We start from the raw sequence: 13,138 nt of genomic DNA, 5'->3' as shown, positions 1-13,138 counted from the left end.
TCCGATTGTCGCCGCAAAGCCGGAAAATTGCAAGGCCCTGCCCAAACAATCCGATCTATCTTTCAGCGGCGGCCATTCCGGCTTCAGTTATCCAGCGTAAGCAGGCCGGTTGCCACGCCTCCGGAAAAAATCGTCAGCAGCGAATGCATAAAGGTCTCCTTGGAGATCAGCAGGCCGCCAGTCCCGATGATAAGGGCATCCGTCAGAAAAATAATCAGGCCGACATTGAGCGGCACAGCCCGGCTGATGAACCTGGCCAGCAGATCCGTTCCTCCTGTACTGGCTTTGAAGCGCAGCATCAGGCCAAGGCCGGTTCCCATCAGAAAGCCGCCGATTATGGCGCTCGAGACCGAACCCAATTCGATATAGTACAAGAAATAATACTGCAGCGGTGAGAGCAGTTCGATCAGGACGGAGGAGGCGAGCAGCCCAAGCACACTGCTGTAAAAAAGCTCCCGCTCCTTCAGCCAGGCCAGCAGGAATACGGGCAGGCTGCAGAGCAGGATGGCCAGTCCGATGCTGGTGCCGGATAAATAATTGATAATGAGGGCAATTCCGATAATCCCGCCGTCAAGGATTTTGTAAGGAACAAGCAGGAAATTGGTCGCAATTGCGATCAGCAGGCTGCCTGCCAGAATTATGATCAGTTTAATGTATGATTGTTTCATTTGTAATCTCTCCACATAAAAGGCATGTCTTATGCTTATGCGAAGCGATGGCCGAAAATAGCTGAATAGCATAAAATTACCGGATGCGGCTTAACGCGAGTACCGCTTGCGGAATTGCAGCGGAGAGTGGCCGACCTTATGCGTAAACCGCCGTGAGAAATAGGCGATGCTCTCAAAACCGGTACGCTCGGCGACGGCCGAGACCGGAAGTTCTGTCTTCAGCAGCAGCAGCTTGGCTTGCTCGAGTCTGTAATCGGTCAGATACTCCATCGGTGTCAGTCCATAGACGCGCTTCATGCAACGGGCGAGATAGTTGTAATGAAAATGCAGTGCCTCCGCCAGCGAGCGGTTAGTCAGCCGCTCGGCGTAATGACTGCGGATATAAGCCTCGGTGCGCTCGGCAATCTCAGCGGCCTGGTTGCCGCCCTCGTCCTGGCGGGCGAGATCGAGCAGCTGCAGCATCTCCTCGAACAGACGCTGCTGCCGCCAGACTGCGCTTGAGCGGCGTTCCCGGCTTAGCTCCGGCAGGAGGGCTGCCTGGCCGCTGCGTGCCAGCAGTCCCGGCAGCAGGCCGTATTGCGGCATCCGTATGGTGTACGGATAGGTATGGAAGCTGCGGAAGTGGCGGTCCCGCTCAGCATATACAGACTCGCCCGTGGATTGACCCCACTCGCCTACGGTCTGGAAGTGAATCCAGACAAACGAAGTGGTCTCTTTGCAGGGCTTGACCGGATAATGCTGCCTGTCAGGCAGCAGCAGCAGGGTGCTCCCGGCTGCTGCCGCCCAGGTCTGCTTGTCCTCGCCGATGAACAGGCAGCCTTCTTCGATGATCAGCAGATCGAAGATGCCCAGACGGCTGCGGCCGGGATGCTGCTCTCCGGGCTGATATACGGTGCGACCCGCCTCCAGAAAATAGGGGAAAGGCGGGACGGCGAAATGGATATAAGTAGGGTTATGGGCCATAACGGTTCCTCTCAGGCCGGCCGCAGCCGCGTAGGCAAAAGCGCCGGAATAGTAATTTATACAGTGTGAGATAGTACAAAAACAGGGTTGCAGAAAGAGCTGTTTTTTATTCATTCTAGCTTCTATAATTGCAAATAGCGAGGGTGAAATCAATACAGCAGAGGGGATGCATAACATGAATAACAACGGAATTGGAACCATGCCGGCAAACGGCCGATATCAGGCCGCCGTCCGCGACGGATTTTGGAACAAATATATCGCGCTAGTCCAGGATGTGGTCATCCCGTATCAATACGAGGCGCTGCATGACCGGGTGCCGGAGGCGGCGCCGAGCTATGCGATAGCCAATTTTGAAATCGCTGCCGGCAGAAGAACCGGAGAGTATGGCGGCATGGTGTTTCAGGACAGCGACGTGGCCAAGTGGCTGGAGGCAGTGGCATATTCGCTGATGCTGAAGCCGGATGCCGAGCTGGAACGCCGCGCCGATGAGGTCATTGATCTGGTGGGCGAAGCCCAGCAACCCGACGGATATTTAAATACGTATTTTACCATCAAAGAGCCGGGCAAGCGCTGGACCAATCTGACCGACTGTCATGAGCTGTACTGTGCGGGTCACTTTATTGAAGCTGCGGTGGCTTACTATGAGGCGACCGGTAAAGACAAGCTGCTGAACATCATGCGCCGGATGGTCGATTACGTTGATACCGTGTTTGGACCGGAAGACGGCAAGCTGAAGGGCTATGACGGCCATCAGGAGATTGAGCTGGCGCTGGTCAAGCTGTACAGGCTGACAGGAGAAGAGAAATATCTGAAGCTCAGCGCCTTCTTCATTAATGAGCGGGGCCAGCAGCCGAATTTCCTGGTGGAAGAGTGGAAGCAGCGGGACCAGGTTAGCCACTGGCTCGGGCGGACAGAGCAGATGGACCCGGCTTATAACCAGGCCGATGTTCCGGTCCGTGAGCAGGAGGTTGCGGTAGGTCACTCGGTCCGCGCCGTATACATGTACACGGCCATGGCCGATCTGGCGGCGATTACCGGTGATGCGGGCTTGCGCGAGGCCTGTGAGCGGCTGTGGGCCAATATGACAGGGAAGCAGATGTATATTACCGGCGGAATCGGCTCTACCCATCACGGGGAAGCGTTCACCTTCGACTATGATCTGCCGAACGATACCGCCTATGCAGAGACCTGCGCTTCAATCGGCCTGATCTTCTTTGCCCGGAGAATGCTGGAGCTGTCGCCGGACGCGCGGTATGCCGACGTGATGGAGCGGGCGCTGTACAATAATGTCCTGGGCTCCATGGCCCAGGACGGCAAGCATTACTTCTACGTGAATCCGCTGGAGGTGTGGCCGCAGGCCTGCAAGCATGACCCGGGCAAGCATCATGTCAAGAGCGAACGCCAGGGCTGGTTCGGCTGTGCCTGCTGCCCGCCGAATGTAGCGCGTCTGCTGACCTCACTGGATCAATATATTTATACGGTGCACGGAGACACTGCATATGTGAATCTCTACATCGGCAGCGAATGGACAACGGCTTTGGGCGGTACGAATGTAAGCATCGAACAACAGAGCAGCTTCCCATGGGAAGGCAAGGTAAGCTTCCGTGTGAATCCGGAGCAGGCCGCCGATTTCGGCCTGGCACTGCGTATTCCTTCCTGGAGTGACGGAATGCAGCTGAGCATTAACGGTCAGCCGCAGCAGGATGCGTTCAGCACTGAGCAGGGCTACCTCGTGCTCCGCAGATTATGGCAGCCCGGCGATCTGGTCGAGGTGGACATCCCGATGGAGGCCCACCGGGTCTACTCCCATCCTAATCTGCGTGCGGATGCGCAGAAGGCGGCTATCCAGCGGGGACCGCTGGTCTATTGCCTCGAAGAGGCCGATAACGGCCAGCCGCTTAGCTCCATTACCTGGAGCGCGGCGAGCGGCTTCACCGACCGGTTTGAACCAGCGCTGCTGGGCGGAGCCGTTATCGTGGAGGGCTCCGGCTTCCGTACCGAGTCCGGCAGCTGGGAAGACGGACTGTATAGCCGCAGGAAGCCTCAGTCGCAGCCCGTCAAAGTGACGGCGGTTCCGTATTATCTATGGGGCAACCGCGGCAGCGGCGAGATGACTGTATGGGTGAAAGAAGACAGAATTTAGCTGGTGATAAGAGCACGATATGCGAACGACATGCGTACGACATGCGTATAACAAACGCATGGCACTAAGAACCGCAAAGAACCCGGAAGCGCCGCTGTGCAGCGGACTTCCGGGTTCTTTGCTTACATATTTACATTGAATATCAAACCATTAACCAAGCTCAACGACAACCTGATGCACACCGCCGTCGCCTACAGGTGTAATGATGTTGCCTTCTACGGCAGCGCCGTCGAGGATCAGGCTGGCCACGCCCTTGGAGACATGGTTCGGGTTCTTGATCTGGATGACATAAGTGTCACCGCGGAAGACGCGGGTGATCTCGAAGCCGTCCCACTCAGCAGGAATACAAGGATCAACCTTGAGGCCGCGGAAGTCTGCCTGGATACCCAGGATGGACTGCGTAATGGCTACATAGTTCCAAGCTGCAGTACCTGTCAGCCAGGAGTTCTTCGCTTCACCGTGACGAACAGCGTCTTTACCGGCGATCATCTGGGAGTACACGTAAGGCTCCATGCGGTGTACTTCACTGATGTCCTCCAGGTAGGCAGGAGCGATTTTTTTGTAGATTTCGAACGCTCTGTCCCCGTGTCCAAGCACAGTTTCAGCGATCATGATCCACGGGTTGTTGTGGCAGAAAATACCGGCATTTTCCTTGTAGCCCGGAGGGTACGTGGAAATTTCGCCCAGATTCAGATAGTACTTGGAGTAAGCTGGCTGCTGCAATACGATACCGTATTCAGTATCCAGGTGCTCCTCTACGGAAGTCAGCGCCTTGGCGGCTTCTCCACCTTCCACACCGATGCCGGCCATAACGCAGATGCCCTGCGGCTCGATGAAGATTTTGCCTTCTTCGTTCTCGTTGCTGCCGATCTTATCGCCGTAGTGGTCATAGGCGCGCAGGAACCAGTCTCCGTCGAAGCCGTGAGTCAGCGTGATTTCACGCATGTTGTCGATCTTCGCTACAGCGTCTGCAGCCAGATCGTCAAGTCCGCGCATGCGGCAGATTTCGGCATAGTCCGGTCCGACGAAGACGAACAAGCCTGCGATGAATACAGATTCTGCTGTGCCGCCTGCGATGTTCTCAGTGGTCTGGAACGATTCGCCCGGAACGGTGGAGAAGCAGTTCAGGTTGAGGCAGTCATTCCAGTCCGCGCGGCCGATCAGCGGCAGGCCGTGAGGTCCGAGGTTGTTGGTAACATGCTCAAAGGACAGCTTCAAATGCTCAAACAGGGTAGCGGTATGGTCCGGATTGCTGTCAAAAGGAACCTGCTCATCAAGAATCGAATAGTCGCCGGTTTCCTTAATGTAGGCAGCAGTTCCCGAGATCAGCCAGAGCGGATCATCATTGAAGCCGGAGCCGACTTCGTTGTTGCCCTTTTTGGTCAGCGGCTGGTACTGGTGATACGCGCTGCCGTCAGGGAATTGGGTAGCGGCGATGTCGAGAATACGTTCTCTGGCACGCTCTGGAATCTGGTGTACGAAGCCGAGCAAGTCCTGGTTGGAATCGCGGAAGCCCATACCGCGGCCGATCCCGGATTCGAAGTAGGAAGCGGAACGGGACATGTTGAACGTAACCATACACTGATATGGATTCCAGATGTTAACCATCCGGTTCAGCTTGTCGTCACCGCTCTGGATCTGGTATTTGGACAGCAGGTTATCCCAGTGTGCAGCCAGAACAGCAAGTGCAGCGTCAACCTGCTCGTCTGTTGCGAACTGATCGATAACAGCCTGTGCCGGTTTTTTGTTGATGACATTCAGAGCTTCCCATTTCTCTTCTTCCGGGTTCTCGATATAGCCGAGTACGAAGATAAGGGACTGTTGTTCACCCGGTTCGAGCGTAATATCCAAAGCATGGGAGCCGATTGGCGACCAGCCGGAGGCAACGGAGTTGCTTGCCTGTCCGGAAGCGACCACCGCAGGATTGTCCAGTCCGTTGAACATACCGAGGAAGGATTCACGGTCAGTGTCGAAGCCGGCCAGCGGTTTATTGACAGAGTAGAAAGCGTAGTGGTTTCTGCGCTCACGGTACTCGGTTTTGTGATAGATAACGGAATCCTTGACTTCAACCTCGCCAATGCTCAGATTGCGCTGGAAGTTGGTCATATCATCATGGGCATTCCACAGACAGAACTCGGCAAAGGAGAACAGCTTAACCGATTTCTTCACATCTCCGGTGTTCTTCACGATTAGACGGTGAACTTCGGCATTGTGGCCCATCGGTACAAAAGCAAGCTGGTTAACGGAAATACCGTTCCGCTCACCAGTGATGGAAGTATAGCCAAGACCGTGGCGGCACTCGTAGAAATCGAGATCACGCTTAACCGGCATCCAGCCCGGAGTCCAGAAATCACCGCCGTCATGCAGGTAGTAGTAGCGGCCGCCGTTGTCCAGCGGAATATTGTTATACCGGTAACGGGTAAGTCTTCTCATGCGTGCATCACGGTAGAAGGTATAACCGCCGGCAGTATTGGAGATAAGGCCGAAGAATTGCTCGTTGCCAAGGTAGTTGATCCATGGATAAGGCGTTTTTGGAGTGTTAATCACGTACTCTTTGCGAGTGTCGTCAAAGTTTCCGAATTTCATAAGTAGAAAGTCTCCTTTCGATTGTGAACGCGCGTTTATAAGGCTCAGCAAAAGTCCCCCGGGGCCTTGGGGGATTGCTTTATTCAGAAATCCTACCGCTGCTTCGGCGGCTGGCAGGAATCCCGCTCAATGAGACGGGCCGGAAAGCTGATGGTGCTGAAGGTCGGCTGGCTGGCATCGCACAGCTCGATCACTTTCTCGACGGCGGCCTTGGACATTTCATAAATCGGCAGCCGCACGGAGGTCAGCTTCGGATGAATACGTGAAGCAAGCTGCACATCATCGAAGCCGGCGATGGAGACATCCTCCGGTACCGCAATGCCACATTCCGAGAACGCTTCCATGGCCGAAATAGCCATATCGTCGTTGGCTGAGAAGAATGCGGTAGGCAGCGGGCCGCCGGATGACAGCAGCTGCTTGACCTCTTCATAGGCAGCTTCCTTCAGGAATTCGCCCTTCAGGATATAGCGTTCATTCAGAGGCAATTGATGCCGCTTCAGGGTATCTGCGTATGCCATATAGCGTTCCCTGCCGGAGTAAGTGTTCATGCGTCCGCAGATCATGCCAATTTCTTGATGTCCCAGGCCGATCAGATATTCGATAGCCTCTACCGTACCGTCATAGTCCTTGGAGTTGACAATCGCCAGATGATTACGATCGAGATGCTCGGACATGATCTCTGAGATGTCGTAATCAATCAGCACCAGCGGGGAGTCGAGACCGACCATTTCCCGGACGATATCAATATCCTTCTGGGTTCCGACGATGATGCCGCCGTCGATCCGTTTCTGCAGGAATGCCTGCTTGACCTTCGGAAAATCATCGGGAGAGTATACGGTATGAATCAGCACATAACAGCCGCGGGCGTTCGCCGTATCCACAATGGCATCGACGAACGGTGCGAAGTAATTGTTCTGATAGATCCGCGTCGCATTCTCCTTCTCGTTCATGCTGACCGCGAACAGGCCGATCGTATCGGTCTTCTTGCCGGCCAGCGCCCGGGCGAAGCTGTTGGGTTCGTACTGATGCTGTTCAATGACCTTCAGCACCTTCGCGCGGGTATCTTCCGGGACATTCGGATAATTGTTGATCACACGGGATACCGTGCTGCGGGACACCCCGGCCAATCTTGCGATATCTTCGCTGCGCATAAGGGCCCCCTTTCATAAACGCGCGTTTATGAGCCTATTGTAAAATAAAAGCTCTCAGAAAGCAATTAGAATTTGGATGAAGGACAATGCCGGGCATCAAGCGCTGATAACCTTTGGATAGGAGGAAAATAGGCAATGGGCGCGCTGTTTTTTCTCTTTTTTTCGTAAAAAATGTACGATACATTTGAACCAGGTTGTACATGAAGGGAGAGGTGGTTCGTGGGTTATATTGAAACGTTGCGTAAAGCTGTCGGGAATGCCCCGCTTATTCTGGTCAGAGCAAGTGTGCTGTTGTTTAACGCGTCTGGCGAGGTTCTGTTAGTGAAACATTCGGATGGACAGTGGGGGATACCTGGTGGATTGATGGAGCTGGGCGAATCGGCGGAAGCTTGCGTGATCCGTGAGGTGGCGGAGGAAACAGGAATTACGGTCAAGAATCTCAAGCTTTACGGCGTGTATTCCGGCGAAGAACTCCATGTAAAGCTGCGTAACGGGCACGAATACTACAATGTGGTCATTTGCTATACATCTACAGATTTTGAAGGACAGCCGGTGCCGGATGGCAGGGAAGTGCTGGAGGCGGGATTTTTTGGTCCGCAGCATCTGCCTGATCCGATTAACCCGTACATCAAAGGCAAAATGAAAGAATTCAAGTACGAGTCGCATAACAGTTTGTATAAGAATTCCGCAAAGAAAGTGCATTGAAAGCTGGAGTAGACATGTTACTATGTTCATAGCTGATTATTGAGAATGATAATCAATCACAATGAAGCATAGGAGTGAAGGCAACATGTTTAAACGGGGACGTCAATGGATGATAACAGCAGTACTGCTGCTGGCAATGACTGCACTGGCAGCTTGCGGGGCTGACGGGAATACTGCAAGCGAAGCCGATACCTTACAGACAGAGAATGCGGCCCAGCAGAACACCAGCAGTGGCAACAGCGCCGCAGAAGGAACGAATGCAGGCTCTTCAGATGAGGCAGCAACGCGCACTATTGCCGGTGAATTCGGCGAAGTGGAAATTCCCACCCATCCGCAGCGGATCGCAGGTATCTATGTGGAAGACTATTTGAAGGCGCTTGAAGTGACACCTGTAGTGCAGTGGTACCATCCGAGCTGGGGCAAGCAGGATTATCTGGGCCTGGATGTGCCTGAGTTCGATATCTCCGGAAGCATAGAGGCGCTCCTCGCCGAAGAGCCGGACCTGATTATCTTGGATGGCGGAGTCGATGCGGAGAAGTATGAGCAATATGCGAAGGTTGCCCCGACCTACCGTCTGCCCGATAGCGTGCTTCAGGACTCACGGCAGGTGTTAACGGCGATAGCCGATGCGCTAGGTATTCCTGAGAAGGCCGAATCAGTACTGGCTGATTACGATAAAAAGGTTGAAGAAGGCAAAGCCAGGCTGCAGGCGGCGGTTGGCCAGGAGAAGGTAGCTGTGATCCGGCTGAATGTAGCGGATAAGACTTTTGCACTCTTCGGCGTCAAGAACCGCTACACCGGTGTAATCTATGATCAGTTCGGCCTGACCCCTGTGCCTATGGCTGCCGCGATGACTGAATATCAGCAGATCATTTCGGAGGAGCTGATTCCCGAGCTGGAGGCGGACCGGATCATTATTTTCCCGGACAACGGCGCATGGGAGACAGCTGAGAACCAGGAAGCGATCCGTATTCTGGATGACCCGCTGTGGCAGAGCCTGCCTGCCGTGAAGAACGGGCATATATACCGGATGGAGCGCTCGCATTGGCAATCCGGGGCGATTACGGCCAACTCGATGAAGCTTGACGATCTGCTGGAAGCAATGGCCAATAATTAGAAGCGGTAAATTGTATAACGGAAGGTCCATCGCATGGTTGATGGGCCTTCTTTTTTGTCTTACACTATTATTCATGAAAATGATTCTCAATAAGGAGGCGGAGATATGATAGAGTCTGCCGGAAACGGCGCTTCCATTTCGGATACGCCATACTATAGCTTGAAGCAGATCGAGAAATTATCATGCCCGCCGGGTGAACGGATACAGCGGACGAGCTCTGCCGGATATACGCTGTTCATTCCTCTGGAGGGGCAAGGCTGGGCTCAGACGGAGCAGGAGCGGTGCGCCCTTGAAAGGGGGAACGGCTGGCTGTCCGAGCAGGGAATGAGTTGCCGTATACAGGGCGGTGCTCATGGGCTTGTGCTGTACCGCCTCGAATTTGCGGCCGTCCGCAGCGACTCTATGCAGAGCGGAACCAGGCCGGACATGGCGCCTCGGGAGGAACTGCTCCGGCCGGGACCGGTCAGCTGCCGCCCGATATCGCAGTGCCTGCTGATGCTCGAGGAGGTTGCCCAGAGCCGTCAAAGCAGAGAGCCGGTCGAACGGTTTGCGGGCCAGATCCGTTTTCAGGAGCTACTGCTCCTGCTGATGCGGGCCAACCCTTATACGGTGCCGGTTATCGATGAACGGAGGGCGGTCCAGCGCTCTATTCTCTACATACAGGAGCATTATTCCGAGACCATTACCGTCGAATTGCTTGCTGAAGTTGCGGGAATCGGACGTACCCGCTATTCACAGCTCTTCAAAGAGGTTACCGGGCAGAACCCTTTGGAGTATCTGAACCGCTTACGCATTGAGCGGGCACAGCAGCAGCTGCTGCTGACCGGGGACCGGCTGCATGAAATTGCGCTGTCTGTCGGGTACAGCAACGAATATTATTTCAACCGCCGCTTTAAAGGGCTGGTCGGTGTTACACCGGGACAATACCGGAGTATTCATCAGACAGGCGGCAGGGTATTTGCACCTTTTCTGGAGGATTACCTGCTGGCGCTCGGTATAACGCCGGTGGCGCAGTATTGCCATCCTGACTGGGGAAAGCAGGACTATCTCCAGCTCCGGCAGGTGCCGGCCATTGATATATCGAGCGGCGATTGGCAGGAGCTGGCCCGGTATTCGCCTGAGCTGATTATGCTGGACGACGGGTTCCGGCGCTGGCATCTGGAGGAATGCGGCACTGTCGCCCCGCTGTTTAAGCTTCCACACTATCAGGAGGATTGGCGGGCCACCCTGCGGTCGGCCGCAGCCGTCTTCGGCCGGCCGGAGCGCGTCCGGGAGGTGATTGCGGAGTACGAGCATGAAGCCCAGCTGGCCATGAGGCAGCTTAGCCGTTCTGTGCGGCAGCAGACCGTAGCTTTTCTGCGGATATCTGCCGCTGGCGTTGCCCTTTACGGCTGTGACGGGCTTGGGTATACGGCGCCGGTGCTGCATCAGGATCTCGGGCTGACTCCGCATCCGCTCGTCCGCAGGCTGACATCGGGACAGAAGCGGGTCACCCTGTCCGCAGAGGAATTATCCCTGCTGCATGCCGACCATTTGTTCATTACCTTTGACAAGCTGGAAGGAGAGGGGCGGGAGCTGCTGGAGACCGAGCTCTGGCGTGCTCTGCCCGCAGTCCGGAGCGGTACTGTATATGAAGTGGATTTTATGGCCTGGATGAACTACGGTGTTCTCGCGCATCGGCGGAAGATAAGCGATGTGTTGCAGGTGCTGGCTTAAGATCCGGATGCAGAAAGACAATATATGTCCGAACCGTGGCTTCGCTTTATGCGCTTTAGTGTATTTTATCTATACTAGATTAGGCCAAAAGTTATATAATTATTTCATATTGCATCTAGAATATTGTCGGGCGGTGTTGTATGTTGTCGTGGGAACCGGTGGGATTTATGTTCTTTTCCACCATTGAAACTTTTGCGCTCTATTATATGATTATGTGTTTGTTCCGGTTCAAGTGGAAACGCTATGCCCGGCAGGCTTTGTTCGTTATTATGCTGAACAATTTACAAAGCTATCTGCTGCGAAATGAGCTGGGCATGGCTAATGTAGCTCCGCTGATTTTTATCATTATCTTCATTCTATTCTTCGCAGCCGTAGTAAGGATACCCGTCCTGCTGTCGATTATCGCCACCATTTCCGGATATGCCGTATTTGCTGTCATTCAGACCCTCCTGCTTTTTGTGGTGTTCGGCTCCATTGCAAATGTTGAAGCGAGCCTGGGCAACGGGTACTTACTGCAAACCTTGAGCGGATCAGTCGTATTTGCACTATTCTGGCAGCTTTACCGTAAAGGGAAGGGCTTCACCTTCGACATGGACAGGCTGAGGCTGAAGCTGGAGGATATCATCCTGGTCATTCTGCTCGTCGGCTTTCTGCTCGGGATCTCCGTTCTGCTATTTTTCAAGGATATCTTGCTGAATTCAGTAGTCTTCTTGGCCATCACCTCATTTATGCTGTATTATGCGACCAAGAAGGAGAAGGAAGATGCTTGAAGTCCTGGGGGAGCGCCAGCGCAATGTATTACCGGAAGTTCCGGAGGAATTGCTTAACTAATATTGGAGTTGGTCATCATGAGTAGCATATCTGTAAGTAAAGATCCGAAGGGGACTACGGGGCTGTTCACGCTGGAGATTGCCGAAATTAATTATATGGAATTCGAGGGATCCATGTACCGGATTCTGGTCCATACACGCGACGAGCTGTATTATACTGTGGGCACCTTGAAATACTGGCTGACCGCCTTGTCGGGCTCCGGATATAACTTTGTGCTGGCTGACCGCAACACCCTGATCCATGTTACCAATATCGTGCAGATCGACAAAACCTTTAATATCGCCTATTTCGGAGAGAATGCTGCAGGCACTCAGCCCAAGTGTTTTCTTTCCGAGAAGGGTTACCGTGAGGTCAGCAAGAATATTAAAGCCACCGATACACCGATCCAGTTTATTGAACTGCCTATGTGGTAATCCGCTATGGATTACTGGATTCACGCCAATCCTGTCATAACCGGCAGGGTTCTTTTTTTGCCTGATGATGGTATGGTCATCTTAACCCTTACATAAGGAGTCGTTGGCCCAATGAAAGATAAAATGCAGCAGCTACTGCTGGCCTTGAGTCCGCTTATCTTTATTTACGCACTAACTCTCGCGTTCCATACAGCAACCTTCATTGTACAGACATTAGAAGCGTTGGCGACAGATTCGTACGGTATCGGATATGCATTCGGTTCTTTTCTGGAGAAAACATTTTAGAAGTGGAGCTTATCGGCGTGCGGCGGCAGAACCATCAATTATAGAACAGCCCGAATTTGCCTTTAGCGGCAAGTCCGGGCTGTTTCGTATCACTGCGTTTTATTGTTTGGAGAAAGTGATCTTGAAAGAGACTTGGTTTACTCCGCTCGCCGGCTTCAAATCGACCACCAGCGAAGCGCCGGGAGCGAGATAACTGTAGAGTCCTCCGGACAGAGTAGATCCGCTGATTGTCCCGAGCGAAACAGTGGACCCGTTCGCATACCGCATGTAATAAGTTCCTTGCAGCTTGTTTTTAACCTGATCCGTGCCATTGTCGGTTGGGTTGACATTAGTTATGCGGAAGATCGCTGTTGCTGTGACGCCCGTCGTATTGGTGTACACAAAGGATGAGGAATCCCCGCTGTTCATACCGTGCTGCAGAAAGTAATCCAGACGCGGGATCGTAAACGTTTGTGAAGCTGCAGAAGCAGAGGTAGCGATGCTCAAGGTGAACAGCAAGGCGAGAACCAAAGCAATACCTTTTTTGCGAATCATCATTACACCTCCCAGAATTGTAAGCG

At 53.6% G+C, this 13,138-nt stretch carries 12 protein-coding genes; 7 read left to right on the top strand and 5 right to left on the bottom strand.

Annotated elements, in window-relative coordinates; translation table 11 throughout:
* Positions 1-83: 83 nt before the first annotated feature.
* Both F1379_RS09150 and F1379_RS09145 read right to left on the bottom strand, forming a co-directional pair.
* Complete coding sequence (locus tag F1379_RS09150) at positions 84-668, bottom strand: YitT family protein (RefSeq protein ID WP_150268703.1); 585 nt, start codon at positions 666-668, stop codon at positions 84-86.
* 90 nt (positions 669-758) lie between these two features.
* The gene (locus F1379_RS09145) at positions 759-1,631 is read right to left on the bottom strand and encodes a helix-turn-helix transcriptional regulator (RefSeq protein WP_150268701.1); all 873 of its coding nucleotides are present in this window, start codon (positions 1,629-1,631) and stop codon (positions 759-761) included.
* Positions 1,632-1,806: 175 nt separating this feature from the next.
* On the opposite strand from F1379_RS09145, the gene F1379_RS09140 reads away from it, so the two are divergent.
* Complete coding sequence (locus tag F1379_RS09140) at positions 1,807-3,774, top strand: glycoside hydrolase family 127 protein (RefSeq protein WP_150268699.1); 1,968 nt, start codon at positions 1,807-1,809, stop codon at positions 3,772-3,774.
* A gap of 150 nt (positions 3,775-3,924) precedes the next feature.
* Here F1379_RS09140 and F1379_RS09135 read toward each other — a convergent pair whose 3' ends face one another.
* Both F1379_RS09135 and F1379_RS09130 read right to left on the bottom strand, forming a co-directional pair.
* Positions 3,925-6,360: a glycoside hydrolase family 94 protein gene (locus tag F1379_RS09135; protein WP_150268697.1), complete on the bottom strand. Its 2,436-nt coding sequence runs from the start codon at positions 6,358-6,360 to the stop codon at positions 3,925-3,927.
* 92 nt (positions 6,361-6,452) lie between these two features.
* Complete coding sequence (locus tag F1379_RS09130; RefSeq protein ID WP_150268696.1) at positions 6,453-7,511, bottom strand: LacI family DNA-binding transcriptional regulator; 1,059 nt, start codon at positions 7,509-7,511, stop codon at positions 6,453-6,455.
* A gap of 219 nt (positions 7,512-7,730) precedes the next feature.
* On the opposite strand from F1379_RS09130, the gene F1379_RS09125 reads away from it, so the two are divergent.
* From F1379_RS09125 to F1379_RS29730, 6 genes are all read left to right on the top strand, one after another.
* Positions 7,731-8,216 (top strand): NUDIX hydrolase, encoded by a 486-nt coding sequence (locus F1379_RS09125; protein ID WP_150268693.1) that lies wholly within the window; start codon positions 7,731-7,733, stop codon positions 8,214-8,216.
* An 85-nt stretch (positions 8,217-8,301) separates the two neighbouring features.
* On the top strand, positions 8,302-9,333 hold the full coding sequence (locus F1379_RS09120) for an ABC transporter substrate-binding protein (RefSeq protein ID WP_150268691.1): 1,032 nt from the start codon (positions 8,302-8,304) through the stop codon (positions 9,331-9,333).
* A 105-nt stretch (positions 9,334-9,438) separates the two neighbouring features.
* Positions 9,439-11,049 carry a helix-turn-helix domain-containing protein gene (locus F1379_RS09115; protein WP_150268689.1) on the top strand — a complete coding sequence of 537 codons (1,611 nt, stop codon included), beginning with the start codon at positions 9,439-9,441 and terminating at the stop codon, positions 11,047-11,049.
* 140 nt (positions 11,050-11,189) lie between these two features.
* On the top strand, positions 11,190-11,819 hold the full coding sequence (locus tag F1379_RS09110) for a hypothetical protein (RefSeq protein WP_150268687.1): 630 nt from the start codon (positions 11,190-11,192) through the stop codon (positions 11,817-11,819).
* 78 nt (positions 11,820-11,897) lie between these two features.
* The gene (locus F1379_RS09105; protein WP_150268684.1) at positions 11,898-12,293 is read left to right on the top strand and encodes a LytTR family DNA-binding domain-containing protein; all 396 of its coding nucleotides are present in this window, start codon (positions 11,898-11,900) and stop codon (positions 12,291-12,293) included.
* A 111-nt stretch (positions 12,294-12,404) separates the two neighbouring features.
* Positions 12,405-12,578, top strand: coding sequence for a hypothetical protein (locus F1379_RS29730; protein ID WP_162551108.1), 174 nt, complete (start codon positions 12,405-12,407; stop codon positions 12,576-12,578).
* Between the two features lie 99 nt (positions 12,579-12,677).
* Here F1379_RS29730 and F1379_RS09100 read toward each other — a convergent pair whose 3' ends face one another.
* The gene (locus F1379_RS09100; RefSeq protein WP_150268682.1) at positions 12,678-13,112 is read right to left on the bottom strand and encodes a hypothetical protein; all 435 of its coding nucleotides are present in this window, start codon (positions 13,110-13,112) and stop codon (positions 12,678-12,680) included.
* Between the last annotated feature and the right edge of the window lie 26 nt (positions 13,113-13,138).

It is taken from the genome of Paenibacillus tepidiphilus (genome assembly GCF_008635795.1).
GTDB classification, from domain to species: Bacteria; Bacillota; Bacilli; order Paenibacillales; family Paenibacillaceae; genus Paenibacillus_AQ; species Paenibacillus_AQ tepidiphilus.
This window is presented reverse-complemented; position numbering and strand designations above follow the sequence as displayed.

Coding starts and splice junctions, on each gene's coding strand:
- F1379_RS09150 (WP_150268703.1), bottom strand. CDS start 668: ATGAAACAATCATACATTAAACTGATCATAATTCTGGCAGGCAGCCTG.
- F1379_RS09145 (WP_150268701.1), bottom strand. CDS start 1,631: ATGGCCCATAACCCTACTTATATCCATTTCGCCGTCCCGCCTTTCCCC.
- F1379_RS09140 (WP_150268699.1), top strand. CDS start 1,807: ATGAATAACAACGGAATTGGAACCATGCCGGCAAACGGCCGATATCAG.
- F1379_RS09135 (WP_150268697.1), bottom strand. CDS start 6,360: ATGAAATTCGGAAACTTTGACGACACTCGCAAAGAGTACGTGATTAAC.
- F1379_RS09130 (WP_150268696.1), bottom strand. CDS start 7,511: ATGCGCAGCGAAGATATCGCAAGATTGGCCGGGGTGTCCCGCAGCACG.
- F1379_RS09120 (WP_150268691.1), top strand. CDS start 8,302: ATGTTTAAACGGGGACGTCAATGGATGATAACAGCAGTACTGCTGCTG.
- F1379_RS09115 (WP_150268689.1), top strand. CDS start 9,439: ATGATAGAGTCTGCCGGAAACGGCGCTTCCATTTCGGATACGCCATAC.
- F1379_RS09110 (WP_150268687.1), top strand. CDS start 11,190: ATGTTGTCGTGGGAACCGGTGGGATTTATGTTCTTTTCCACCATTGAA.
- F1379_RS09105 (WP_150268684.1), top strand. CDS start 11,898: ATGAGTAGCATATCTGTAAGTAAAGATCCGAAGGGGACTACGGGGCTG.
- F1379_RS29730 (WP_162551108.1), top strand. CDS start 12,405: ATGAAAGATAAAATGCAGCAGCTACTGCTGGCCTTGAGTCCGCTTATC.
- F1379_RS09100 (WP_150268682.1), bottom strand. CDS start 13,112: ATGATTCGCAAAAAAGGTATTGCTTTGGTTCTCGCCTTGCTGTTCACC.